Origin of the sequence: Shewanella benthica KT99 (assembly GCF_000172075.1) — a bacterium.
Lineage (GTDB): Bacteria > Pseudomonadota > Gammaproteobacteria > Enterobacterales > Shewanellaceae > Shewanella > Shewanella benthica_A.
This window is the reverse complement of the sequence record NZ_ABIC01000018.1, coordinates 15,569-40,900: the sequence shown is the minus strand read 5'-3', so window position 1 is coordinate 40,900 and position 25,332 is coordinate 15,569. Positions and strand designations below refer to the sequence as shown.

General features: G+C 44.9%; 20 protein-coding genes and 1 pseudogene. 10 read left to right on the top strand and 11 right to left on the bottom strand.

Annotated elements, in window-relative coordinates:
* Positions 1-50 precede the first annotated feature (50 nt).
* The gene (locus tag KT99_RS20130) at positions 51-2,024 is read right to left on the bottom strand and encodes a hybrid sensor histidine kinase/response regulator (RefSeq protein WP_232504283.1); all 1,974 of its coding nucleotides are present in this window, start codon (positions 2,022-2,024) and stop codon (positions 51-53) included.
* Between the two features lie 206 nt (positions 2,025-2,230).
* Here KT99_RS20130 and nfo point away from each other — a divergent pair, with 206 nt between their 5' ends.
* Positions 2,231-3,088: a deoxyribonuclease IV gene (gene nfo / locus KT99_RS10230; protein ID WP_005499667.1), complete on the top strand. Its 858-nt coding sequence runs from the start codon at positions 2,231-2,233 to the stop codon at positions 3,086-3,088.
* Between the two features lie 375 nt (positions 3,089-3,463).
* Here the strand turns inward: nfo and thrC are convergent, their stop codons facing one another.
* Genes thrC through thrA form a run of 3 tightly spaced genes read right to left on the bottom strand, consistent with a single transcriptional unit; the run spans position 3,464 to position 8,228 of the window.
* Positions 3,464-4,744, bottom strand: coding sequence for a threonine synthase (gene thrC, locus KT99_RS10225; RefSeq protein ID WP_005499666.1), 1,281 nt, complete (start codon positions 4,742-4,744; stop codon positions 3,464-3,466).
* A gap of 11 nt (positions 4,745-4,755) precedes the next feature.
* The gene (gene thrB / locus KT99_RS10220) at positions 4,756-5,766 is read right to left on the bottom strand and encodes a homoserine kinase (RefSeq protein ID WP_005499664.1); all 1,011 of its coding nucleotides are present in this window, start codon (positions 5,764-5,766) and stop codon (positions 4,756-4,758) included.
* Positions 5,763-8,228 carry a bifunctional aspartate kinase/homoserine dehydrogenase I gene (thrA, locus tag KT99_RS10215; RefSeq protein ID WP_040571851.1) on the bottom strand — a complete coding sequence of 822 codons (2,466 nt, stop codon included), beginning with the start codon at positions 8,226-8,228 and terminating at the stop codon, positions 5,763-5,765. The genes thrB and thrA overlap by 4 nt, the downstream gene beginning before the upstream one ends.
* A gap of 711 nt (positions 8,229-8,939) precedes the next feature.
* On the opposite strand from thrA, the gene slyD reads away from it, so the two are divergent.
* Together slyD and KT99_RS10205 are read left to right on the top strand one after the other, a co-directional pair.
* Positions 8,940-9,758, top strand: coding sequence for a peptidylprolyl isomerase (gene slyD, locus KT99_RS10210; protein ID WP_005499660.1), 819 nt, complete (start codon positions 8,940-8,942; stop codon positions 9,756-9,758).
* A gap of 157 nt (positions 9,759-9,915) precedes the next feature.
* Positions 9,916-10,302: a hypothetical protein gene (locus KT99_RS10205; protein ID WP_040571850.1), complete on the top strand. Its 387-nt coding sequence runs from the start codon at positions 9,916-9,918 to the stop codon at positions 10,300-10,302.
* 11 nt (positions 10,303-10,313) lie between these two features.
* Here the strand turns inward: KT99_RS10205 and trpR are convergent, their stop codons facing one another.
* Positions 10,314-10,592, bottom strand: a complete 279-nt coding sequence (trpR, locus tag KT99_RS10200; protein WP_005499651.1) for a trp operon repressor — start codon at positions 10,590-10,592, stop codon at positions 10,314-10,316.
* Between the two features lie 231 nt (positions 10,593-10,823).
* Between trpR and KT99_RS10195 the strand changes: the two genes are divergently transcribed.
* On the top strand, positions 10,824-11,285 hold the full coding sequence (locus KT99_RS10195; RefSeq protein WP_005499649.1) for a c-type cytochrome: 462 nt from the start codon (positions 10,824-10,826) through the stop codon (positions 11,283-11,285).
* Positions 11,286-11,373: 88 nt separating this feature from the next.
* Here the strand turns inward: KT99_RS10195 and KT99_RS10190 are convergent, their stop codons facing one another.
* Complete coding sequence (locus KT99_RS10190) at positions 11,374-12,042, bottom strand: cytochrome b/b6 domain-containing protein (RefSeq protein ID WP_040571849.1); 669 nt, start codon at positions 12,040-12,042, stop codon at positions 11,374-11,376.
* Between the two features lie 291 nt (positions 12,043-12,333).
* Between KT99_RS10190 and hpf the strand changes: the two genes are divergently transcribed.
* Both hpf and KT99_RS10175 read left to right on the top strand, forming a co-directional pair.
* Complete coding sequence (gene hpf, locus KT99_RS10185; RefSeq protein ID WP_005499647.1) at positions 12,334-12,696, top strand: ribosome hibernation-promoting factor, HPF/YfiA family; 363 nt, start codon at positions 12,334-12,336, stop codon at positions 12,694-12,696.
* 1,170 nt (positions 12,697-13,866) lie between these two features.
* Positions 13,867-15,849, top strand: coding sequence for a chorismate mutase (locus KT99_RS10175; protein WP_005499645.1), 1,983 nt, complete (start codon positions 13,867-13,869; stop codon positions 15,847-15,849).
* An 87-nt stretch (positions 15,850-15,936) separates the two neighbouring features.
* On the opposite strand, the gene KT99_RS10170 is transcribed toward KT99_RS10175, so the two are convergent.
* Positions 15,937-16,272, bottom strand: coding sequence for a hypothetical protein (locus KT99_RS10170; protein WP_005499644.1), 336 nt, complete (start codon positions 16,270-16,272; stop codon positions 15,937-15,939).
* A gap of 231 nt (positions 16,273-16,503) precedes the next feature.
* On the opposite strand from KT99_RS10170, the pseudogene KT99_RS20775 reads away from it, so the two are divergent.
* Positions 16,504-17,406, top strand: a pseudogene (locus KT99_RS20775) (ISAs1 family transposase).
* Between the two features lie 14 nt (positions 17,407-17,420).
* Here KT99_RS20775 and KT99_RS10155 read toward each other — a convergent pair.
* From KT99_RS10155 to KT99_RS10140, 4 genes are all read right to left on the bottom strand, one after another.
* Positions 17,421-18,524: a hybrid-cluster NAD(P)-dependent oxidoreductase gene (locus KT99_RS10155; protein WP_005499640.1), complete on the bottom strand. Its 1,104-nt coding sequence runs from the start codon at positions 18,522-18,524 to the stop codon at positions 17,421-17,423.
* Positions 18,525-18,599: 75 nt separating this feature from the next.
* The gene (hcp, locus tag KT99_RS10150; protein ID WP_005499639.1) at positions 18,600-20,258 is read right to left on the bottom strand and encodes a hydroxylamine reductase; all 1,659 of its coding nucleotides are present in this window, start codon (positions 20,256-20,258) and stop codon (positions 18,600-18,602) included.
* A gap of 225 nt (positions 20,259-20,483) precedes the next feature.
* A complete protein-coding gene (tyrA, locus tag KT99_RS10145) occupies positions 20,484-21,623 on the bottom strand; it encodes a bifunctional chorismate mutase/prephenate dehydrogenase (RefSeq protein ID WP_005499638.1) in 1,140 nt (379 codons plus the stop codon).
* A 74-nt stretch (positions 21,624-21,697) separates the two neighbouring features.
* Positions 21,698-22,789: a 3-deoxy-7-phosphoheptulonate synthase gene (locus KT99_RS10140; protein ID WP_005499631.1), complete on the bottom strand. Its 1,092-nt coding sequence runs from the start codon at positions 22,787-22,789 to the stop codon at positions 21,698-21,700.
* A 352-nt stretch (positions 22,790-23,141) separates the two neighbouring features.
* Here KT99_RS10140 and istA point away from each other — a divergent pair, with 352 nt between their 5' ends.
* From istA to istB, 3 genes are read left to right on the top strand one after another with little or no spacing between them, the layout of a single operon-like run.
* The gene (gene istA / locus KT99_RS10135; protein ID WP_005499630.1) at positions 23,142-23,963 is read left to right on the top strand and encodes an IS21 family transposase; all 822 of its coding nucleotides are present in this window, start codon (positions 23,142-23,144) and stop codon (positions 23,961-23,963) included.
* Between the two features lie 14 nt (positions 23,964-23,977).
* Positions 23,978-24,346, top strand: coding sequence for a Mu transposase domain-containing protein (locus KT99_RS22295; protein WP_157752206.1), 369 nt, complete (start codon positions 23,978-23,980; stop codon positions 24,344-24,346).
* A complete protein-coding gene (gene istB, locus KT99_RS10130; RefSeq protein WP_005499625.1) occupies positions 24,279-24,977 on the top strand; it encodes an IS21-like element helper ATPase IstB in 699 nt (232 codons plus the stop codon). The genes KT99_RS22295 and istB overlap by 68 nt, the downstream gene beginning before the upstream one ends.
* Positions 24,978-25,332 lie beyond the last annotated feature (355 nt).

Here is a 25,332-nt window from a genome sequence, read left to right as displayed (position 1 = left end):
AGATCTAAATGGACTCAATGCCCCCAGCAGCATCATGTATTGAACTCATTCTATCTCTGCTGTGAAAAGTGAATACCAAGCTGTTGCAGTGCTCCCACCAAACCATCGATAGCGAAAGGTTTATGCAACACCTGATAGGGCATATCCTCGTTACTGGTTAACCCTATATCACCAATAAACCCAGAGATAAGCAGTACCAAAATATTTTCCTTAGCACAGAGCTCCTTGGCCAACTCATAACCATTAATTCCGCCAGGCATAAGTACATCGGTGATCAATAAATCAATGCCATTAAGCCCTGCTTTATATTTTTCCCTTACCACTAAAGGGTCTGAATATGCTTCAACTTCCATACCCAAGATCTCACAATACTCTTGTAAGACATTCAACAAGTCCACTTCATCATCGACAATCAAGACTTTAAGACTCTGAGATACCTTAGGCGCCTCGTGCCTCTCAACCACACTTTGCACTTGCCGCACCTTCTGTTTGGCCACAGGGAACCAGAGCCTAAATTCAGTACCAGAACTATCCGACTTAATGACACTCATATAGCCATTAGATCGTTTCACAAAACCATAAACCATAGAGAGGCCGAGTCCGGTACCATCGCTCTTGTCTTTAGTGGTGAAGAAAGGTTCGAAGATTTTGTCTAATAGATGGGGAGCAATGCCAGAGCCAGTATCTAATACAGACACTGTGATGTATCGGCCAGTTTCCACCATAGGGCGACCACATAAGCCTGGCAGAAATCCCGCCAGGGACTCTATACCGCTACGTATGATTATCTTTCCTTCACCTCCCATGGCATCTCTTGCATTTAAGACAAGATTTAATAACGCATCCTCCAGATCGCCACGATCGACAAGAATTTCATCAAGTTCTTGCCCGGGCTCTAATATAAGACTGACCTGCGTAGTTAAAGATTTACCTATCAGCTCCTCGATACCTTCAATAACATCATTGACCTGATACAGGTTGGCACTGAATTGTTCCTGCCTGGAAAACTGCAGTAGACGCCTGGTCAGGTCTGTCCCTCTTTGGCATGCTTTAAAGGCAGTGGCAAGATAACGGGCAATTTTCTCTTCACGGGTTTTAAGCTGCATTAATTCCAAGTTGCCCTTCAATACTCCGAGAATATTATTAAAATCATGAGCAATACCACCGACTAGCTGTCCCATGGCCTGCATTTTTTGGGTGCGCGCCATGATCTGCTGAAGTTGCTTATGCTCGGTAATATCTCTGCCAACAAGCGCAAACAAGCTGCCATGTTCACTGTGCTCCTCCAATGCGACCAGATGCATATGTAACACAGCAGTTTCGTTATCGGCCTTACTGCAGATGAGCTCTCCATCAAACTCTCGTCGCGAATTAATCGCTTGTAGCAGATCATTCTCTCGACCACCTGCTGCGGATTGATTCAGCTCCTCTTGAAATAACAGTGTGATGGGTTTGCCTATAAGCTGGCTACGTGGGTAATGACTGATACTGGTCGCCGCCGCATTGGCGTACATGATACTCGGCACTCCAAATGGGGAGCGGCTAGCGACTAAAATCAGGTATTCACTGTTACTGACTATAGATTGGAACAGCTCACTATCTACACAATGAACGCCTCTGTCTTGCCACTCAAGAGTATGTTGTAGCAACATCCCCATGATAATATCCGACAAAAGATCGCTTGAGCCTAATAGAAATGCCAACCATTGATCGCTGGATGAATGAAAAAATATCTGTATATTGACTCGCTTTGCTGGCCAGATAACGAAAGACTGCCAACGATGAACTATCGGTTCCAGATTGGAAAACGGCCAAGCCTTAGCTTCTTTCCATAGGGTTAAATAGCGAACGGGATCTCGACACCAACATGTGGCAGAAGCGGGCATATCGTCGCTGTCCAGTGTGTCTTTAGGAATAATCATTACCGCTTGAGATTGGCTAACGTCCGCTAATATGCGGCACAGGGGCAGGAGTACGTCTGCGCCATTGATAAAATTTGCTTGTAGTTTTCCTAGTTCGGCCAAAAGGGATTAATATCGGTTTGAGAGAATTCTTTAAACACTGTAGAGTCCGTTCCCTATCATCCGTGAAGTTATCGCTGCTTCAATATTATGAATATAATTCAAATAGCAGAATTAAATAAAGCATAGTAAAACTTGGATAATTCGCGACAATATTAGTGACAAAGCTTGTAACTAATTCTTTCTGCTCAATGAAAAGGCCCGAGTTAATGACAGAGTTAAGATGGATTGGTGCTCATGTGAGTGCCGCAGGTGGCATACAAAATGCGCCTATCAATGCAAAGAAAATAGGTGCAAACGCGTTTGCACTATTCACCAAAAATCAACGACGATGGCAAGCGGCACCATTAACTCAAGAGCAGATAGAAAGCTTCAAACGCAATTGTTTAGCAGCCAATATATCCAGTGACGGGATACTCCCCCACGACAGCTACTTAATCAACCTCGGGCATCCTGATGCAGAGCAACTAGAGAAGTCCAGACTGGCATTCTTTGAAGAGATGCAAAGATGTGAACAGATGGGGCTGACGCTACTGAACTTCCATCCCGGCAGCCATCTCAGAAAAATCGAGATAGATGAATGCTTATCTCGTATCAGCGACTCTATCAATATGGCACTGGAGAGAAGTAGCCAGGTCACAGCCGTGATTGAAAATACCGCGGGACAAGGGTCAAATTTAGGCCACAGTTTTGAGCAGTTAGCGCAAATTATACAAGGTGTCGAAGACAAAACACGGGTGGGGATCTGTCTCGATACCTGTCACATGTTTGCCGCTGGCTATGATCTGACCACTGAAGAGGCCTGCCAACACAGTTTTAAACTGTTCGATGATATTGTAGGCGATAAATACTTAAAGGCTATGCACTTAAATGACAGTAAGACGCCGCTGAACAGCAGAGTCGACAGACATGAATCGCTGGGATTAGGTCATATTGGCCAAGCCGCCTTTGGCTTTATCATGAATCACCCCGCGACGAAGAGAATCCCTATGGTGTTAGAGACGATTAACGCCGATATTTGGCCTCAGGAGATAAACTGGCTACGCAGTTTAAGTCACAATGTGTGACTTCGAAATCGTAAGCTTCATTAATTCGGTAGTAAAACTCTTGTTGATCATCTGAAGTGGCGCAACCTATGAGGAGGCTGCTGGCAAGCAAAGCAGTTATAAATTTTGACACAGTATAAAACCTTTTGGATAAACTGTGGCGCAAGATATAAAAATTCACCCGGAAAAGCCGCGATCCAGATCACACTAAAAAACCAACGGTACGATACATGGTGATACACGGGTAACCACTAAAAGAGACCCGAGTGCGTAAATGGATCACTTGCGCGTGCTAAAGCACTAAAAAACCACAAAGAACACATGAGATACACATATGTAGTTCATAAAAAAAGAGGGCTAATACCCTCTTTTAGTTTATGTTTCAGCGAGTCAGGTTTATAACACCTTAAACAGATGGGCCTTCAGATCGGCAAAATTGTCATCTAAGGTGACTGACAAGATCTCTTTATCGGCGACTGCCGCTAGCTCAGGTGGCAGGGGTAAATTCATGCCCAGTTCACGATCGACAACATCTTTAAATTTAGCCGGGTGAGCGGTGCCTAAAAAGATGCCTTTCTCACCTGTTGCCATGGTCATATTCAATGCCTGAGCGGCAATAGCTGCGTGGGGCTCCGACAGGTAACCGGCATCATTTAACTGTTGCAATGCTGCCGAAGTATCTGATTCAGACAATGCCACAGCAGAGATATCCGCCAGTGACCAGTTCATCTTCTCTATGATGGCTTCGACTCTGGGCCAGTTACTCGGCTCGGCAACATCCATGGCGTTGGACATAGTCCCGACCGTAGCATGAGGTAACCAATCACCCTTATCTAAATAACGTGGCACAGTATCATTGCTGTTAGTGGCGGCGATAAAACGTTTAACCGGTAAGCCCATGGCTTGAGCAAACAGACCAGCAGTTAAATTACCAAAGTTACCGCTAGGCACAGAGATAACAGGATCTTGATCATGTTGGCGCTTAAACTGAGCCACCGCTTCGAAGTAATAACAAATCTGCGCCAGAAGACGACTGATATTGATCGAATTAGCCGAGTTAAGATGCAGGCCTTCACGGATATCGCTATCTTCGAATGCGAGTTTTACCAGCGCCTGACAGGCATCGAAATCCGACTCCACTGAAACAGTATGTATGTTGTCACCTAAGGTGGTGAACATCTTCTCCTGTAACAGACTTATTTTTCCCTTGGGATAGAGTACAACAACCTTTATCTTGTCCAAGCCAAAGAAGGCATCGGCAACCGCCGCGCCAGTATCGCCGGAAGTGGCGGTCAGAATGTTGATTTTATCGTCTGGAGCTAGTTCATTTAAGCATTGAGCCATAAACCTGGCACCAAAGTCTTTGAAGGCTAGAGTAGGACCATGGAATAACTCTAAACAGTGTCTATTTTTATCTATTTTTACTAACGAGAGCTCGAAATTGAATGCGTTTTCAACCAGACTATCGACGGTATCTTGTCCAAGCTCCGAGGCTAGCCAGGCACCCAATATTTTTTTACTTCTCGCCACAAACGGCAATGCCAGCAGCGAGTCGACATCATCCAATACCGGGATAGCGCTTGGGAAGAATAGTCCTCTGTCTCTGCCTAGACCTAACTTAAGTGCCTGAGTAAAGCTCACCACCTGAGCAGGATGCTTTAAATTGTACAGTTGCATAATAGATAACCTTAATCCTGAATCTTAAAATTGTTTAACGAGTCAGTTCTGCGAGTCCCTTGGGCATCGATTTTACAGATATGCGAGAATCCCCCCTGCTTAACATAGTTTTTATCAAGCCAGGCTTGCGCTTTTTGTGCCGTGTGTAAATTATCGGTAATAGAGAAAAGTGTCGGGCCACTGCCTGAAATCCCGCTAGTCAGCATGCCTATCTCAGCCAGGGCTACTCTGGACTCTTCATAGCCTGGAATCGCCGCGGCGCGGTAGGGCTCAGCCAACACATCTTTGAGTACCGAGATAGCCAAGTTAGGATCTTTCTTATAGGAAGCGTGGACGAAGGCACTTAAATATCGACCGAAATCGATCACCACTGCTTTATCGTATTGCTTTGGCAAGAGATCTCGCATCTTAGCCGTTGAGAGTGAGATCCCCGGATAGGCAACAAGCCAATACCAGTCATCGAATGTTGGAATAGCGTCGCACAGCCTAGATGGAGTATCCAGCATCAACTGCATGCCGCCTAAATAACAGGGCGCAACATTATCATAATGAACCGAGCCGCTGATCTTCCCCTCGAACTCCCCCATCAGACGTAGCAAGGCTTGCTCATCATAGGGTCTATCGAAATATTCATTCAGCGCATAAAGCGCCGCAACCACTGAGCTGGCACTGGAACCTAACCCACTACCCACAGGCAGGTTCTTCTCTAACACCAGAGCCAGACCATCCTTTCTATCTAGCTGCTTTAGAAAGAAGTCGGCACATTGATAGACGATATTTTCTTGCGGGTCTTGGGGCAACTTATCGGCCCAATGACCCGCAAGAGACAGATGTATGCCGGTATCTGCCGCACTGACACTGACTCTGTCCCCCAGCAAACTGCCGTCTATTGGCGCTAAAGCAGCACCGAGTAGGTCAAATCCAACACCCACGTTACCCATGGAAGCCGGTGCATATACAGTTACCTCAACGCCAACATTATTACCCATAGAAGCCGGCGCACTATCAATATTCAGACTCATGCACTCATCTCCCTCGTCCAGTTCAGAGTCCTGAGAAGATCGGCAAAGACGCCGGCCGCTGTCACTTCTGTCCCCGCACCATAACCTCTTAGCACGAAGGGAATGGGCTGATAATAACGGCTGTAGAAAGCCAAGGCATTCTCACCTCCTTTTACGCTATATAAGGGGTCTTGAGAGTCCACTTCGGCTATCTTAACCCGGCAACCGTCATCATCTATCTGGCCGACATAACGTAGTACCTTGCCTTCACTCTTGGCTTTTTCAACCCGTTGGGCGATATGCTGATCCAACTTGGGTAGATTAGTCATAAAGGTTTCCACATCGCCGCTGGCATCGAATGACTCAGGTAATACAGACTCTATCTGAATATCTTCCAGCTCCAGTTCCATGCCGACTTCACGAGCCAATATGAGTACTTTCCTGGCGACATCCATGCCACTAAGATCATCACGCGGATCAGGCTCTGTGAAACATTTATCTCTGGCAATTGCCGTCGCCTCAGACAAAGACATCCCCTCATCTAACATGCCGAAGATGTATGAAAGAGAGCCGGATAATATGCCATTAAACTTGAGCAATTTATCGCCGGCAAACAGGAGCTTCTTCAAGTTATCGATAACAGGCAGCCCGGCACCGACCGTCGTTTCATATAAAAACTGTCTACGCTGATTAAGAGCGGTTTCACGCAGTCCACGGTAATAAGCGATATCTCGGGTATTCGCTTTCTTATTGGGCGTTACCACGTGCAAACCCGCATTCATAACATCGATATAGCGATCTGATACGCGCTCGCTTGAAGTACAGTCGACCAAAACCGGGTTTAACAGCTGCTCCTCTTTGGCCCATTCAAGCATCTGCTCAATATCCCATTGAGTCTGACTGTCTGCGAGTAGCCCCTGCCACTCGTTAAGATTAACGCCTTTAGCATCGAGTAGCATATGACGAGAATTGGCAATGCCGCATACCCTGATACAGATATGCTCCTGCTTTAACATCTCTGTTTGTTGCTTAATCTGTTGCAGCAACCCGGCGCCTACATTGCCACAGCCCACGAGGAATACATCCAGATAATGCTGAACATCGAAGAAGCTCTGATGACAGGCACTGATGGCATGCTTAGTCTTGCGCTGCTCTATTACGGTTGAGATAGATCGCTCAGAGGAGCCCTGAGCGATAGCAATGATGTTCACCGTGGCCTGAGCAAGAGCTTGGAAGAATTTACCAGCTACGCCTTTATGGGTGCGCATGCCGTCACCTATGAGCGACACAATGGCTAAATCATGGCGCATCTCGATAGGCTCTAGAATGTCACTCTTAAGTTCCAGTTCAAACTCAAGCTCTAATGAATCCTTGGCTTTTTCTGCATCTTGAGTATTGATACAGAAGCTGATGCTGTATTCAGATGAGCTTTGGGTGATCAATGAAATTGAAATTCCGGCTCGAGAGATAGCCCCTAAGGTGCGACTCGCCATGCCCACCATGCCTTTCATCCCAGGTCCTGAGACATCAAACATGGTTTGGTCGTCTAAATTAGAGATGGCTTTGACATTTAAGCCACTCTTATCGGCTTCATTTGAAACTAAGGTCCCCGGCGCTTTAGGATTAAAGCTATTACGGATATAACAGGGAATGTGATACTGAGCAATAGGGGAAATGGTCTTGGGATGCAGCACTTTAGCCCCAAAGTAGGATAACTCCATCGCCTCTTGGTAACTCAGCTGGGAAAGTAATTTAGCATCACTGACCACACGGGGATCGGTATTGTAGATCCCATCGACGTCGGTCCAGATCTCACAACATGATGCATCGATACAAGCCGATAATACCGCAGCTGAGTAGTCTGAGCCGTTACGACCTAGAATCACAGTGCGCCCTTGCTTATCGCCGGCAGTAAAGCCCGGCATCACCCAAACCCTATGTTCATCTAAATTAATTTGACTGAAGCGCGCCTTACTCGATTCGATATCGATCAGTGATTCGAGAGGGTCTCCGGTACCAAGAAGCAGGTCTTGAGGCACGAGTTGCTGCGAGCTAAAGCCTTTCGTTTTCATCAGCTGCACCATAAGCGCAGCAGACAACAGCTCTCCACCCACTAAAACCTCAGCCCTCACAAAGTCAGGGCACTCCTTGAGTAGGCTGATACCAAGCAGTTTATCTTCCCAAAAGCTAAGCTGCTCAGTCAGTTTTGACATGAGTGAATCAATCTGTGACGCTTGCAGTACAGCAGAGGCTTCTTGATAGAGTCCGCTAAACACAGACTCCACAGCGGCTAAAACAGAGGTAAAGTCTCCACCACTCACGGCAGCTTCAACCATCTCCAGTAAACCGTTAGTCACAGTCGCCGGAGCCGATAACACTACGGCTACCGCTTCTTCCTTGGCCGTATCGGCGACGATGTCGGCAGCTGTGTTAAATCTTTGCCAATTGGCCAGCGAGGTACCACCAAACTTCATTACTTTCATATCTTCTCCTTGTACCACGCTACCTTAGAAACAAAAAAGCCCGCTCCTTGGTATGGGAGCGGGCTGTTATTTACATTCTGTTAGAGTATGTTCAGCCTGCCCCCACGATAATAATCGTGGTGGTTGTAATAATGGTCGTTACAACTGAATTCAGGCTTGGCATTATAAAAACGAACTCATCCAAAAAGTTTAAAATCTGTGACTACAGAATTGCTTTTTTTTAAGGTGTGTGTCAACCCTTGATTAACACGTTAATCAAAAAAACACGGTTCTATTCTATTCTCTGCTATTACCCACGAGATAAGCTGCATCTAAGTAGAATTTTGCATGGTTAGGGCAACAACCCTAATTACGTCACGTTTACGACAAGGTAAAGCAACATTATATTACTTTGTTAAATAATGGTTTAATTATGCAATTAAGTCTAATTTCTGAGTAAACCTGATAAAACACACTTTAACCAGAACGATTATGATATAGCGAGTGAAATGACGAGTTTTTCCTTATATGGTCACCTGACTCCACTATGCATTTTATCGCATAAAATATAACTAATTAGTCACTTTTAGTTCATTCCCCCAAATAAGCCTCACTTTACTTAAGGGAGCCCTGCTTTTTTAATCGTGAACTTCCTACCATAAGCTGATTCAAATCATCGCTAACTCATAAAAACCACGCTAGAATGCGCGCTCATTTTGAATTGGAGGCGATATGAAAATCACCCAACACAGCGCTGTTAGCATCCACTACCGTTTAACCGATGAGAAAGGTGAGTTAATTGAAGACTCCTTCGAGGGCGAACCTATGCTCTATCTTCATGGTACCGAAAACATGATCCCCGGCCTGGAAGCCGAACTTGAAGGTAAAGTTGCAGGCGACAAACTGGATGTAACGGTTGCTGCAGAAAATGGTTATGGTCCTTATCATGACGGACTACGCCAGGAAGTGCCCTTGAGTGCATTCGGTGATATAGAAGATATCGTTCCTGGTATGCGTTTTATCGCTGATACAGAAATGGGACAACGTCCGGTTCAAGTCAAAGAAATTAAAGATGATGTCGTCGTCGTCGACGGGAACCACCCTTTAGCCGGTCAGTCACTGCATTTCAGCGTCGAAGTACTGGAAGTCCGTGAAGCTACAGCCGAAGAGATAGCCCACGGCCATATTCATGCCCACGGTAGCTGTGGTTCTGAACATAAAGGTGGCTGCTGTGGTGGCGGTGCTGATCACGGTCATGAGCACAGTAATAAAGAAGATTGCTGCGGCGGTGCTGATCACGGTCACGAGCACAGTAATAAAGAAGGTTGCTGCGGCGGTGCTGATCACGGTCACGAGCACAGTAATAAAGAAGGTTGCTGCGGCGGTGCTGATCACGGTCACGAGCACAGTAATAATAAAGAAGGTTGCTGCGGCAGCGGTGCTGATCACGGTCACGAGCACAGTAATAAAGGTGGTTGCTGTAGTGAGAAAAAAGATGAGCCTGCGAAAGAGGGTTGTGATGGCAATGGCGGCTGTGGCTGTAAGAGCTAACCTCGTTCAGTTAAGTAAAGTAAATATTCAATATCGCGCTTATAAATAATGGATATAAGCCTGTTACACTTTAAAAGGTGGCGCAGGTTTTTTTGCTCTATACTAAACAATATTCGATTAGCGATGGATTCGCAACCACTCAAACAAAGGAATGTTTATGTTAACTAAACCCATGTACGAAATTCTCCCCGTTAGCTATATGGCCATAGGTGCTACCAGCTTACTCATGCTAGATCAAGGCTATGCTATAGCTTTGGCCATCGTCATGTTTACCTTAGGGGCAAAAATTTACAATATGCGTTCACAGAACAGACGTACAGATCCTCTGAGAAAACGTAAATCTGGCACACTTCCCAGCTCAGTCTACGATGCCGTTCCCTTCGTCTATCTCTTGCTTGCCACACTAATATTCAAACTGTTCCCATCAGGTATTGGACTCGTCATAGGTATTGTGCTGATGACTTACTCTCTGTATATTTTAGTCAGACGTTCATCAAACAGGCGCCACAGCTCACATTCTTCTCAGGAATATCCGAATCTTTAACCTGTGCTGGACTATTCAAGTATTAACAGTTTAATTTTATCTCTTTGCTCTTCTGTCATGTTTTTCAGATAATTTGAGCAACGAGTGATCGTCGCTATGCTAATCTGAAATTCACTGGCGATCTGACGTTGACTCAACTCGCCTTCGAGGAGGGCTTGAAACACCTTGAGTCGACTGGCAATCGCACTACGCTCATCTTCTGTGAGTAACAGCTCAAACAGCTCCAGAAGCGCATTATGATCGTGGTGATTCACCACCTTCTCTAGCACCAATCCCCATTCTGCTCTCATATACCCTCCTATGTACTGGTCTACCATTACGATAGTGTATCAACAAATGCGCCGAAGCTAAACCATTCCAAGTAAATGACACTGATATTTACTCACAAGAGAAGATGAGTCATAACTTGTTGCATCTATACATATAAATCATTGAATTTTGTCATGGTGTCTGAGCATAAAAATAGAATACAATACCGAGTGGAACATCACATAATCAGAACAATTCGTGAGAGTCATACTATGAACAAAAAATTAAAAATGACCGTTTTGGCATTGGTATCTAGTGCCATCTTGTCTACAGCGGTACAAGCAAGTAACTTCAAAGAAGCCGATGATGCGATACATTACCGTCAATCAGCCTTCAGCTTGATGGCGCATAACTTCGGTGATATGGGGGCCATGTTAAAAGGCAAGAAGCCGTTTGACTCAGAGATTTTTGCCATGCGCGCGGAGAATGTCGCCGCATTGTCTAAGCTTCCTCTGGAAGGTTTTATCCCAGGTTCAGATCAGGGAGAGACCGAAGCCTTAGCCAAAATATGGACTGAAAAGTCAGACTTTGACGCTAAGATGAAAGCCCTACAGGACAATGCTGCAGCCCTGCTTCTTGCTTCGGCATCTGACGATAGAAAATTGTTGAAGCAATCTTTTATGCAGGTTGCTAAGAGCTGTAAAGGTTGTCATGACGTCTACAAGAAAGATTAATGGCTAATATTTTTTAATCTTTAGTCATAAAAAAGGCTAGAGCCTGATGAACTCCGGCCTTTTATACTACTGATTTATAATATTATAATCACAACATCTGGACAATCGGCAAGATGAGGTAATTCCCCACTACCCCAGCCAAAAGTACAAAAAGCAGCAGTGCGATAAAAAATGATCTGAATGCGAGCCTGCCGCCAGATTGCTCCGCTACCTTCTTATAGCCAGTGATCATAGGCAAAATAAGCTTATCACCTTTCAACGTATGGACCAGCACAGCCAATACATGAATGGCTGCCAGCAATAAGATGAAATTGAATGTTTGTTTATGTAGCCAGGTCAACCACAAGGCTGTTTCATGTGAGACATAAGTATAGAGTGGGCCTTCGATAAAGATATCGTCAGTCGCGAACAATCCAGTTGATAGCTGAAGCGTTAAAATACCTATCAATGCCAACACCATATAACCACCTAACGGATTATGACCTATGCTAGGCGACACACCATGACGTTTGATCTGGGTGATATATTGCAACACTGTTTTTGGGTGCTTGATAAAATGACTGAACCTGGCTGTATCACTGCCAACGATGCCCCAGATGAGACGAAATACAATCAGTACCAGCATCGAATAAGCCATTACCTGGTGCCACACCAACTCTCCGGCATCTGCCGACCACCATAATCCCACTAACAGGCCTATCATTGCCCAATGAAATACTCTTATTGGGATATCCCAAACTCTAACTCTATGATTCATTTTTTACCTAGTGAAAATCTAACAGCTAAACACCAAGTTGATGCTTAAAAGGATATACGGCAGATGATATTTGAAGATGGTTTTGGGGCAAGTAACTAAACTTATCCATTCAAATATGAGCCTGTTTAAATCAGTTTTCAAGGATTTTTTAACAGATATTTTCTAAAAATGACTGAGTGATCAAATTAAAAGATAACGGTCCAAAATCACTAACAAAACGTGATCTAGATCACGACTTTTACTGCTGAGCTTGGTAATCTGAATTCAAGGAAACAACAAAAGGTTCAATATATGATAAAGATTACCAGTAAACACCTTGAAGTTACTCCACTTATGCGCGAACGTATTCAGGCACGTTTAGAGAAGCTCTCTAGGCATGATATACAGCTCATCAATCCCCATGTGATCATCACTCAAGAGAAGCAGCAGTTTAAAATAGAAGCATCTGTAGGCATTCCTGGTCATAAGCTATTCGCCCAAGCCAAGCATGAAGATCTTTACTCCGCCATCAACGCCATGGGACAGAAGCTAGAGAAACAGCTAAACCGCCAGACCCATAAGCCAGAGGCTCAACGCTATACCGCGCTTAAAAGAGATGAGGAAGCGCTCGATAATGATCTTGAAGGCGAATGTGAAGAAGATTGTGCAGCCTGAGTCGTCAATGATTCAGTGTTTTTCAAACAGAAACGACTAGTGTTAAAAACGGTTGATTCACATTTCGAAAACCGACTGTAAATTGACCGTAATACCGAGCGAAACCCTTACACCATGCTACTATTAAGGTATGGTGGAGATGAAAAAATGTTCTGCACCAATTCGGAGGTAAAAAACATTTAACTGGCACGATAGGCGTAAAAATGCCATCAGGGATGCTTAGTAATTAGCAATATATGGTGACTGACTCTGTGTCAAACATTCGCCTAGTCATAAGAGGAGCATCTCCAACTGGGGCTGCACATAAGGCCAAAGAGTCTAACTTTCCACAACTTAGGTGGTGAAGTATCACTAAGGTCTAGCATCAGAGCAAGATAATTAACAAGCTTGGGAAACTTAGCAAATAAGTTTGTAAGAGGGAACGGGCGATAGATATGCCACTATGCAGCAATCGCTAATCACAATAGCTTCTGCAATGCATTAGGCCAATAAGCTAGAAACAGCTAACACGCCCTAGTTTGTAAAATACGCATCTCACAACGCTTTGACTAGATTAATGGCAGCAGTGAATGGAAAGATGTAAACAGAGAGGCCATTGACCGGGATGCGGTGAAATCAAGACTCCACTTTCTATCATAAATGGTAAAGTGAAAGACGAGATTTCCATTAGAAAGCAGAAGGTATATTGATAAATAAAACGGTTATACGCGTGATGCTAAACGTAACATAGGTGCGGGCGATTTAAATTGCCACTATGCGGCAGATGCTAATGACAACAGCAACGCATTCGGCCATTGAGCTAAAAACAGCGATAAAGCCTGAACAGTTAACGATATCGGATCCATATTTTCTTTAGAGATATCGAGAGAACCTGAGATCTCGCTTCCCTTATTTGAGGTTAAGAAGCGAAAGATTGAAGGTTCAATCACCATGAGGAGGTATTCTCAGTTTGATTTTTTATTCGTTTCATTCCAAAGCGCACCTCAGGTGCGCTTTTTTTAATGATAAGTTTAAAAATTATGCATGAATTTTCATTGACAGTGCAGAGCACGGGCTTTAATTTGTACAGATGAAAATATTTAGCGATTACTTTTTTACTTTCTTTTTTATTCCCCCATCTAGGGAGGCTTTTTTGTAACCGATTTTTGTAGTAGCGACATTGAGGGCAACATGAGCAAACCACAAGCTTTGAACCAGACACGTGAACAGATCACCGCTTTAGATAAAGATCTATTATCACTCTTAGCTAAGCGTCGTAATTTAAGTCTGGATGTCGCCCGCAGTAAAGAGATAGATATTCGCCCTATTCGTGATACTCAAAGAGAAAAAGAACTGCTGGCAAGACTGGTGAAAGAGGGGCGAAATCAAGGGCTAGACGCACATTACGTTATCTCTCTCTATCAGAATATCATCGAAGATTCTGTACTGAGCCAGCAAGCTTACCTTCAAGGCAGAGCAAACCCAGACAGTCAAAAGCAGCAGTATTGTGTCGCTTACCTTGGTGCGAGAGGTTCATACTCCTATTTAGCGGCGAGCCGCTACTGCGACAGACGACAAGTCGATATGCAAGACCTAGGCTGTAAGAGTTTCGACGAGATTATTCAATCGGTAGAATCCGGCCACGCCGATTATGGCTTCCTTCCTATCGAAAATACCTCATCGGGTTCGATCAATGAAGTTTATGATGTGCTCCAGCACACCAGCCTTGCCATCGTTGGCGAGACAACCATAGAAGTCGCTCACTGTCTGCTGGCCAAGGGCGGCAGCACGACTAAAGAGATAAAAACTGTTTATGCCCATCCACAGCCTATCAGCCAGTGTAGTCGTTATCTAAGTTTACACCCTGAATTTAAACTCGAATATTGCTCAAGCAGCGCCGAAGCCATGGACAGAGTGATGCAGAGCGATGATTCGAGTGTTGCCGCAATTGGCAGCGCAGAAGGCGGGGCCCTCTATCAGCTTGAAGCAATACAGAATGAGTTGGCTAACCAGAAAATTAATCAGAGCCGCTTCATCGTCGTTGCCCGAAAAGCGATAGCCGTACCTGAGCAACTTCCGGCTAAAACGACGCTCATCATGGCTACCGGCCAGAAACCAGGAGCCTTAGTCGAAGCCTTGTTGGTACTCAAAGCGCATAACCTCAACATGAGCAAACTCGAATCCCGGCCAATTCCTGGCACGCCTTGGGAAGAGATGTTTTACTTAGATCTCGATGCGAATTTATCCAGTTCAGAGATGCAATCGGCCCTCAAAGAGCTGGAGCGTATTACCCGCTTCATTAAAGTTTTAGGCTGTTACCCCTGTGAAACGGTTAACCCAACTCAACTTTCAAACAGTCAACTTATGATAGAGCCAGATACTAGCAGAGCACACAACGTGGATAATAGCCGCGATAAGCAGGCCAACTCCCGACATTTACGTTCGGCTAAAGAACATAAACAAGATGCCACTCAGATAAGTTCAGGCCAGTTACAAATAGGAGATGGGCAATTTGGTGCATTAGCACTCGTGTCATTACCCCAAGAGAGTGAGCTGTTCAGTCAAAAAGCCAAGTCGTTGAAAGAGGCAGGATTCCAAGCTGTTATTCTGGAAGGGCTATCACGCCAACACAACGCCGAGCACAATATTCTCGCCTTTAAGAGGTCTCTCTACCAGTTTGGCTTGCAATGTATCATCTCGGTTGAACACGAAGTCGAGCTAAAGCTTGCTGCCGAGCATGGCACCTTATTATTAATAACCGGTAAGCAGATGCATAACCACAGCCTGCTAAAACAAGTTGGCTCCCTGCATATGCCTGTCATTCTAGAGCGAAATACCATGGCCAGTGTTGAGGAATATATTGACGCTGCAGAAGTCATCTTAAGCCAAGGTAATCAACAGCTAATCTTGTGCGAATCGGGGATCATAACCTTCAATGATTCGGTCAAACCTGTGCTGGACTTAGCCGCATTAGTGGAGTTAAAGGAGCTATCTCATCTGCCGATCTTAGTGAATCCAAGCTACGCATCTACGCCAACGACACTAATGGCATACTCAATAGCGGCCAAGCAACTGGCAGCCGATGGCCTAATACTCAACTTCTCATCGAATAATGACGCTTTCGACACCGAGTTGCAGCTTCGCGGTGAGATCTTAAGAAGGCTCTATCAATAAGCTTCCATAACAAAGGAATAATAAAACAGAGGAAAAAAAGAGGACAGATATGTCTTCTTTTTTCCTAATATGATTCCACTCTAAAAGCTACACGGAGGCACCATCGGTCAGATTCAGCCAGCCTTTGACAATTCTATGGCAAAACCAGATTATCGCTATCGAGTAAACGAGTGAACTAAGCCATATTGGAGTTAACGATAAGCCTATTCCACCCATCAGCATAAAGCCAATAATGGAATGTCTCTGCCAGCGGAGGTGCGACGATATCATCTCACCGGCACATGACGTCCTCTGACCTAAATTGATGAAGAGTCCGACTAAGGTTGGCAGAAAGAAGATGGGAAATGCAGACATCAAGGCATAGAGAAAATGCGCCAAGCTTGGATCGTCTACAGATACTCTCTCGGTGGTTGTCGATATCATAGATTAGCTCCACAAACACAAAATTAAAGATAAAGCAGCGAGTTTCATCTTTAACAATACGTTGTCATCGACTATAGCGCAAATTTAGCCTCATAAAAATCACAGTTTGTCACTTATACCATGAGAATATCAGGCTCAATTCGTAGCTATCGCCACGGCAAGATCATTATAAATTGAACTTTATGCTCAAGTAGCGATCAGATCACCAAATACTCTTTTTTGGTGATCTTAATGACTGCGACTTTTTTAAAACATTTTGATTCGATTGCGGATCCCCGTATTGAGCGTTGTAAAAAACATAACTTATTAGATATTATTTTACTCGCTATAAGTGCGGTTATGTCAGGCTCTGAAGGATGGGAAGACATTGAAAACTTTGGACATCTAAAGCTTGATTGGCTTCTTCAACATCGTCCTTTTAAAGCAGGTATTCCTCGGCATGACACTATTGCCCGTGTTATCTGCCGATTAAAAGCGGATGAAATAGAGAAAGCTTTTCAAACTTGGATTTCTTCTCTCCTAGAAGGTACTGGTTGCGATGTCATTGCCATTGACGGCAAAACTGCACTTCATACTGTGAGCGCCTGGAGTTGTCAGCATCATCACGCTCGATGCTATGGGATGTCAAAAAGAGATAGCAAAGCTAATCGTTAAGCAAAAGGCTGATTATATTCTAGCGCTTAAAGGTCATCATTCTGGTCTACAGGGTGAATTGAAACAAGACGTTGTCAGCAAGTGCTGGTTAATAAAAGTTGGTTAAATAATAAATATCAGTGGGTTGGCTTAAAAAGCATTATCAAAGTGACATCAGACGTACATGAAAAAACGACAGGTAAAGAGACCACTGAAACACGTTGGTACATTAGCTCATTAGATTTAAATGCAGAGCAGGCGTTATCTTCTGTGCGAAATCACTGGCAAGTAGAAAGTATGCATTGGGTGTTAGATATGACATTCAGAGAAGATGAATCACGGATCCGTAAAGGCCGAGGTCCGCTTGCTTTTAATGTGATGAGAAAAATAGCAATGACCTTGTTCAAGCAAGACCAGACAAAACGCGCGAGTATAGTGGCGGCAGGGTTGGACGACGAGTATCGCTCAACCCTGTTAGAGTCAGGGATTAAAATGCGCTAGCCGTGTAGCTATCGCTATAGCTGCAATAAAACATCACTCTTTAATTTAGTAGAACAAGCCAGTACATAACCTTGTGCGATCTCGTCTGGGGTCAATGTCATCTCACTGCTCGATTCGGTTTCTCCTTCTATAACCTTACACTTACACGCACCACACACACCCGCGCGGCAAGCGGCTATTATGGGCAAGCCTTCGGCTTCAATACCCTCTAGCAGAGTTTCATTCTGCCCCATAACGCGTGAATTGTCGCCGATACGCAACATGAAGCCAGTTGCAGCATTATCGTTCTCGGTAATAACGGCTTCCTCGACCTGCGATGACTCAGTGCCGAAGCTCTCATAATGGTAACGACTCATATCGAAATTCAAAGATTCGAGTAGAGACTCGACTCCCTTCATAAATGGCTCAGGACCACAAACGAAAATGGTTCTCTGTTGATAATCTTCAACGAGTCTGCTGAGCTGTTCAGCATTGATACGTCCCTCTCCACAACCAAGCCCTTGGGGAAGTCGCTCTGCGCCTGACTCCAGAATATAACTGAGATTAAAGGCCGAGTTATTAAACCTGATTGCGTCCAACTCAGTCCTAAAAATCAGATCATCTGGACTCTTAGCACAGTTGAGAAAGGCAATATCGGCACCGACCTGAGTATCGGTTAACCAACGTGACATGGAAAACATAGGCGTGATGCCACTACCGGCACTTAAGAACAGGTATTTATCGGCCTTGATATCGACCAGATTAAATACGCCATCGGGTCCGCTGGCGTCAATAGTATCACCGACATTTAATGACTCGGCTAAGTAATTCGATACCCGTCCTCCCTCGATGCATTTGACCGTCACGACAATCGAATAGGGACGAGAAGGAGAGGAGGAGATAGTATAACTGCGATATACTTTCTTACCATCTATGTCCATATTAAACGTAAGGAACTGCCCAGGCTTGAACTGAAATTTGACCGGATCAATCCCCTGAAACCGATAACTGAACACATCATGGGTTTCTTGCCATTTTTCGACACACTGGAGCTCTACTTGCCCATGTTGCCAGTCGTTGGATGCCAGTTGACGCTCATGATTGTGTAGCGAAGGCGGGGAAATAGTGTCAATACTCATGTAAAACCTTAGGGATCGAAAGTAAAAGTAACTGACCCGCTAATCAACGAGCCGGTCAGTTATTTCAAGGGCTGATTAAGCGGCATTTAAGATGGTTTTAAGATCTTCTTCTGCAGTAGTCGTGGTACGCAGACCAAATTTATCCTCTAGAATCTTGAGCAGGTTATCACTCAAGAAAGCAGGTGGAGTTGGACCAGTACGGATATCCTTAACGCCTAATGACAACAAGGTTAGCAAGACCACAATCGCTTTTTGCTCAAACCATGAAAGTACTATGCTCAAAGGCAACTCATTGAGGTCGCACTCGAATGCCTCAGATAACGCTAGCGCCAGTTGAATGGCAGAGTAAGCATCGTTACACTGACCAATATCGAGCAGACGTGGGATACCATTGATTTCGCCAAACTCGAGTTTATTGAACTTATACTTACCACAGCCTAAGGTCATGATGATCGAATCATCGGGAGCCTGAGTCGCTAAATCGGTGAAATAGCTACGCTCATTCTTATCGCCGTCACAGCCACCGATAAGGAAGAAATGCTTAATCGAACCATTCTTCACATTCTCGACTATGGCAGGAGCCGCCGCCAACAGTGCATTACGGGCGAAACCTATGGTGATCATATGGGGGATTTCGTCATAGGCGAACCCATCCAGCTGCAATGCTTTTTCAATAACCAGGCTAAAATCGTCACCTGTCAGATGGGTAACACCAGGCCAGCCCACGATACTGCGGGTAAAGATACGATCGGAATAGTTACCAACATTGGGATCGATAATACAGTTAGAGGTCATCACCACGGCTCCGGGGAAATTGGCGAATTCTTTCTGTTGATTCTGCCAAGCGCTGCCATAGTTCCCCACTAGATGCGGGTATTTCTTAAATTCAGGGTAAGCCAGTGCCGGTAACATCTCACCATGGGTAAAGACATTGATGCCCTTGCCCTCGGTCTGCTGCAGGATAAGCTCAAGATCGACCATATCATGGCCAGAGACTAAGATAGCCTTACCTTTCACCGCAACCGTATTGACTTGAGTCGGCTCAGGATGACCGAAGGCCATGGTTTCGCCTTTATCCAACATCTCCATGATGCGATAGTTTAACTTACCTATCTCCATCGCCGTATCTAATAGCTTATCACCATCTATCGAATCTTCACCCAAGAAAGCCATGATCTCATGGAACTCACCGGCAACTTCATCATTGGTCTGGTTAAGCACGCGTGCATGCTCCATATAAGCCGCCGCACCTTTGAGCCCGTATAAGCACAATAGGCGCAGACCAAGAATATCTTCGTGAACATCACCACGGTTTGGCAGTGCAACCACGGCCTGAGCCAACATTTCCGGCTTAGATGCACCCAATACCAGCTGAGCTGGCGCACTCAACTCGACAGGAGTCTGACCCGCCGCCGCACACGCCGCTTCATAGGCCGTCTTTAAACGTGTACGCAATTCATTCGCATGCTCTACATAGCCAACAATCCGATCATCATCGAAGTTGACATTGGTCAGGGTGGCGAAGAAAGCTTTAGGCACGAACGTATCGACTTCGCTGTCTATGATATCGAATTCGCGAGCTTTAACCGCATAGGCCGAGACGCCCTGAAGTAGATAGATGAGCAGATCTTGAAGATCCGAAGTCTCGGCAAGCTTGCCACACATTCCTTGGGCATAACTACAGCCATTTCCAGCTGGCGTTCTCATTGTTTGTTCACACTGAATACAAAACATTACTACTGCTCCTTTAATCATGCCTTTTATTTGCATGTTTTGGGCGAGTCTAAAGCCATAGTCCTGATAGAGGTAGGGGTTTCTATTTTAATGACGATAACTATGCGCTAGATCAATTTAGCCTTTCCTCTATATAAATAGGAGAGCCTTTAGCAATATAACTGCAGTAGATAACAAAAAAGGAGCCTGAGCTCCCATTTCTGATATAGACACGAAACTGTTTAGTTAATCCGTTTTCATATCATTAACGCTCTGTAGCATGGCACGACTCTCGCGTTGGAACTGAGGTGCGAAATCACCAAACCACTGCGCAACTTCCTTAAATTGAGCGACAAATGCATCCCTATCACCGGCTTGTAAAAGATACAAGGCTTGAGAATAGTTATCCAGGTAGCCCCCTATCGCATGCATACTCTCTTTCTGAGCGAAGATAATATCGGCGTACAGCTCAGGACTCTGAGCAAATAAACGCCCCACCATGGCCAGCTCCAATCGATAAATTGGTGAGCTAAACTGTAATAGAGAGCCAATATCGGCTTCTTCCTTGTATAGGTTTAATCCATACACGAAGGATGAGAAATGCCGCATGGCCTGAACCAACTGCATGGCTTTATCGTGCTTTTCAGGCTCGGCTTCGACGAGACGAGCGCCCCAAATCTGGATCTGTTCCAGCAGCCATTGATATTTAGCACTATCACGGCCATGACAGACTACAACCACCTGCTTAGCTAAACTGCCAACATCTGGGCCAAACATGGGATGAAGTCCCACCACTGGACCGCTATGAGCCGCAAGCATCGCCTTGACAGGTTCAGTTTTAACTGAGGTTAAATCGGCTAAAATACAATCGTTTGGCAAGGATGACAGCTTATCTCTAATCAGTTCACAGGTAATAGAGATAGGCACAGTAACGATGACAAGTCCTGCGCCTTCGAACGTTTGTGCCGCACTAGCCCAGTCATCTTTATCCAATATTTTAACCTGGTAACCTGACAAAGTGAGCATCTGGGAGAACAAGCCACCTAGCTTACCCTCCCCCCCCACAATCACAACATCACCGAGATTTTCATTTATTTGCTTAAAACCAACATCTTTCTCGTTAAGATAAGATTCACGCATCAGGCGACGTAGAATATCTTCAATCAGCTGAGGAGAAACGTTCATTTTCTGCGCTTCATCACGACGTTTGGCCAACATAGCGGCCTCTCGCTGAGGAGCATAGATAGGCAGTCCTGCGCCATGTTTAACCACTCCAACCTGGGCTACAAGGTCGAGACGCTTTCTTAAAAGGTGGATCAATTGCTGATCCACACCATCGATCAGACCTCTGAGGTTCTCAAGATCCGCTGTTGTTTTTTCATTCATCTATATTCAGTCCATCAAGAAAACATAAAATCGATTGCTTACCGATTAACTGTCAAAGCAGTTAATCTGTATATTCAGGCATTGACGACTTTTAGCATATCAAATCGAGACGGTAATAAGTGAGCTAATAATACCGACCCCTCACGTAAAATCTGCTCTGTGGTTGCCCAATCCATACAGGCATCTGTGACAGAAACCCCGTAAGCCAGTTCACTCATGGGTTTATCGCTGCTCTGACGCCCCTCATTGAGATGGCTCTCGAGCATAACACCTATGATAGATTTATTGCCTTGCAGGATCTGAGCAAATACGTCTTCACAGACCCCCTGCTGTCTTCTATGATCTTTCAAGGAGTTGCCGTGGCTACAATCGACAATCAGGCGAGCATTAAGCTTAGCAGCATGTAACTGACGCTCACATTCGGCAACGCTCTCGGCATCATAATTAGGTGCCTTACCGCCACGCAAGATCACGTGACCATCCGGGTTACCTGCCGTTTGCAGTAACGCCACCTGCCCCTTTTGGTTAATTCCCATAAACCTGTGTCCACTCGCCGCAGATTCAAGCGCGTTGATGGCAACACCAAGCTTGCCATCGGTGCCATTCTTAAAGCCCACCGGCATAGACAAACCTGAAGCCATCTCTCTATGAGTCTGGGACTCGGTCGTACGTGCGCCGATGGCAGACCAGGTGACTAATTCAGACATGTATTGTGGACTGATAGGATCTAGAGCCTCGGTAGCAACCGGAAGGCCGAGTTCTGCAAGCCAGATCATCAACTCTCGAGCCTGCCTAAGGCCTTTCTCCACATCGAAAGACTCATCCATATCAGGATCGTTGATCATGCCTTTCCAGCCTACCGTGGTTCTGGGCTTCTCGAAATAGACACGCATCAGGATGTAGAACTCATCACTTAATTCATCATGTAGCTTCTTGAGCCTGAGGGCATACTCTTTGGCCGACTCGATATCATGGATAGAACAAGGACCTGTCACTATCAAGACTCGGCTATCACGCTTATGTACAATATCGGCAACGGTCTTACGGGCATTAAGCACGTAATGATATGCAGCCTGAGACAGAGGGATTTCAAGCTTCAACTCCTCTGGAGTCACTAATACTTTCTCAGAGATAATGTGAACGTTGTTAATCGTATCTTGCTGCATACTACCCACCTAAGGTCTGTCCGTTATAAATTGATTCAGTTAGTAATCAATAGTGTCTTCAATGCTCTTTGTAATGCATGTTACCGATACAAGCCGCACTGCCGTACTGCTACACCATTACACCGGTGGACTAACTATGCCTGTGGATTAAAATAAGATCAAGCAAGATCGGTAAACTAAAGAAAAATTCATCGAATTAGAAAATGAAGTTCTAAGTTCTATTAGGCGACAATTAACTTGGCCAGTTCGCGACAATTAGCTTGTCCGGTTTTGGTCATCTTTAGGCATACATAATTCTTGAGAGATTTATATGCCTGGAAAACCCATAAACCAACTACAGGTTAACCTATATATGTCTTATCGTAATAAACCTAAACAGACTCAATCATCTGCTGCGGCAAAGGCGGGGTTTTCTTCCCGTTCAGCTAGACGAATTGATGCTGGCCAACACAACACCAGCAAATTACCACGTCAATACGCGACCAGAAAAGATCCTCTTAATGGTCTTTTCGAGCAGCATGTTGTGCCGTTGCTTGAAAAAGAACCCTCACTGCAGCCCATTACATTATTCGAAAAACTAGAGGAAATCGCACCGGGGCAATTGGAGCGCTCACAGCTACGCACTTTACAACGCCGAATTAAGACATGGCGCGTCATACACGGGCCTGAGCAAGACGTCATTTTCAGGCAGAAACATACGCCGGGGGCAATGGGCATTTCTGACTACACTTGGGCCAACGAGCTAAATATAACCCTCGCTGGCAACACATTTAAGCACAAGCTTTATCATTACCGTTTGGTGTTCAGTGGCTGGACCTATGTCGAGGTTGTACTCGGTGGTGAAAGTTTTGAGTCACTGTCATCAGGGCTTCAAAATGCTTTTTGGCAGAGTGGTGGCGTGCCACTCACCCACCGTACAGACAGCTTAAGCGCTGCATTTAAAAACCACACCGAAGCTGAAGTTCTGACAGAACGCTACACCAAGTTATGCACACATTACGGGGTAAAAGCCACTCGAAACAACAAAGGTATCGCCCATGAAAATGGCGCAATTGAGGGCCCTAATGGCCATCTAAAGCGTAAGATAGAGCAACAACTGTTATTACGCGACAGTCGTGATTTCACTGATTTAAAGCAATACCGAGACTTCATCAATGTCATACCCGTTATCTAGAGGAGTGCGCCTACTTGTCCTCCTTACCCGCTCGTCGAACTCATGACTTTAGTGAGCAATACGTCAAAGTGACATCCAGCAGCACGATTTCAATTAAGCGTGTGACATATTCGGTGCCATCACGACTCATTGGTGTGACATTACTGGCACACATTTTTGATGACCGTGTAGTGCTTTTCTATGGGCATGAACTCACATTAACCTTAGCGCGAATGCATACTCAAGGCGCAACTCGTGGTCGCTCAATAGATTATCATCATGTTATCCATGCATTGGCTAAGAAACGTAATGCTTTTAAAGCATCGCAAATCAGGGATGCTCTTATCCCTAAAGGCGGTGAAGGAGCAGTGGGAACCCGAGCTATTTCTCGCTCAATTATGTGAAATAGAGGCGACACATCGACAGGAAGTACGCCTAAAACGCTTACTCAAAGAAAGCCAGTTACCGATAGGGAAACAGTTGTCTCAATACTATTTCAGTGAGGTGGTGGGCATTAGCGCAGTTCAAGTTAAACGTAAGGCCAGTGAGTTGAGCTGGTTGAGACAAGGGCATAATATTTTATTATTCGGTGCGAGCGGCCTAGGTAAAACTCACATAGCAGCCGCGCTGGGTTATGCGCTTATTGAGCAATCTGTTCGTGTGAAATTCACGACAGGCACGGCGATGGTGCAGCACTTACAGAAAGCCCGAGAAGGTTTAGGTCTGGAAGATGCACTTAAAAAACTCGATAAATATGAGCTACTCATTTTGGACGACATCGGTTATGTCAAAAAGAGTGATAGTGAAAGTCAGGTTCTATTTGAGCTCATTGCACATCGTTATGAGCGCAACAGCCTAGTGATCACAACGAACCAGGTGTTTAGTGAGTGGGACAGTATATTTGGAGACAATATGATGACAGTAGCCGTGATTGATCGACTGGTGCATCACGCAGAGATTTATCAACTTGAAGGAGAGAGTTATCGAAGAAAAGAAGCCATGAAAATAAACGGCAAAAGCGGCCAAGCTAGTTGACGTCTAACAAAGTTCTAAGTTCTAAGTTGTAAGTTGTAAGTTTGATATGTGATATCAGCCTTGTAATACGTCTTTGTTTTTGGCTTATCCCGAGCCCCGTACTTCGACACTTTCTCAGCCTTACCTAGCTCCTTCCAGCTAAGAACTGGATTCCGGCCATAAGCATGCCGGAATGACCGATGGGTTTATGAAGAGGTTAGTTATTGAATGCTTGAATGAAGCTAGGAAACTAGGAAACTAGGAATGTTGCAAATCTTCTTTGTTTTATCTTTGTGTTTGATTTTTATTTTCCTCGTTCCTCGGAACTCGAAACTTTCTTAGCCTTGTCTCGAGCCTTACCGCTTAAAATTTATAA

What these genes read in the sequence shown, in the direction of transcription:
- KT99_RS10175 (WP_005499645.1), top strand. Translation starts at nt 13,867, where the DNA reads ATGAGCAAACCACAAGCTTTGAACCAGACACGTGAACAGATCACCGCT.
- KT99_RS10190 (WP_040571849.1), bottom strand. Translation starts at nt 12,042, where the DNA reads ATGAATCATAGAGTTAGAGTTTGGGATATCCCAATAAGAGTATTTCAT.
- tyrA (WP_005499638.1), bottom strand. Translation starts at nt 21,623, where the DNA reads ATGAATGAAAAAACAACAGCGGATCTTGAGAACCTCAGAGGTCTGATC.
- thrB (WP_005499664.1), bottom strand. Translation starts at nt 5,766, where the DNA reads ATGAGTCTGAATATTGATAGTGCGCCGGCTTCTATGGGTAATAATGTT.
- KT99_RS10205 (WP_040571850.1), top strand. Translation starts at nt 9,916, where the DNA reads ATGTTAACTAAACCCATGTACGAAATTCTCCCCGTTAGCTATATGGCC.
- thrC (WP_005499666.1), bottom strand. Translation starts at nt 4,744, where the DNA reads ATGCAACTGTACAATTTAAAGCATCCTGCTCAGGTGGTGAGCTTTACT.
- istA (WP_005499630.1), top strand. Translation starts at nt 23,142, where the DNA reads ATGTCTTATCGTAATAAACCTAAACAGACTCAATCATCTGCTGCGGCA.
- trpR (WP_005499651.1), bottom strand. Translation starts at nt 10,592, where the DNA reads ATGAGAGCAGAATGGGGATTGGTGCTAGAGAAGGTGGTGAATCACCAC.
- KT99_RS10140 (WP_005499631.1), bottom strand. Translation starts at nt 22,789, where the DNA reads ATGCAGCAAGATACGATTAACAACGTTCACATTATCTCTGAGAAAGTA.
- nfo (WP_005499667.1), top strand. Translation starts at nt 2,231, where the DNA reads ATGACAGAGTTAAGATGGATTGGTGCTCATGTGAGTGCCGCAGGTGGC.
- slyD (WP_005499660.1), top strand. Translation starts at nt 8,940, where the DNA reads ATGAAAATCACCCAACACAGCGCTGTTAGCATCCACTACCGTTTAACC.
- KT99_RS10170 (WP_005499644.1), bottom strand. Translation starts at nt 16,272, where the DNA reads ATGATATCGACAACCACCGAGAGAGTATCTGTAGACGATCCAAGCTTG.
- hcp (WP_005499639.1), bottom strand. Translation starts at nt 20,258, where the DNA reads ATGTTTTGTATTCAGTGTGAACAAACAATGAGAACGCCAGCTGGAAAT.
- istB (WP_005499625.1), top strand. Translation starts at nt 24,279, where the DNA reads ATGCTCTTATCCCTAAAGGCGGTGAAGGAGCAGTGGGAACCCGAGCTA.
- KT99_RS10195 (WP_005499649.1), top strand. Translation starts at nt 10,824, where the DNA reads ATGAACAAAAAATTAAAAATGACCGTTTTGGCATTGGTATCTAGTGCC.
- thrA (WP_040571851.1), bottom strand. Translation starts at nt 8,228, where the DNA reads ATGAAAGTAATGAAGTTTGGTGGTACCTCGCTGGCCAATTGGCAAAGA.
- hpf (WP_005499647.1), top strand. Translation starts at nt 12,334, where the DNA reads ATGATAAAGATTACCAGTAAACACCTTGAAGTTACTCCACTTATGCGC.
- KT99_RS10155 (WP_005499640.1), bottom strand. Translation starts at nt 18,524, where the DNA reads ATGAGTATTGACACTATTTCCCCGCCTTCGCTACACAATCATGAGCGT.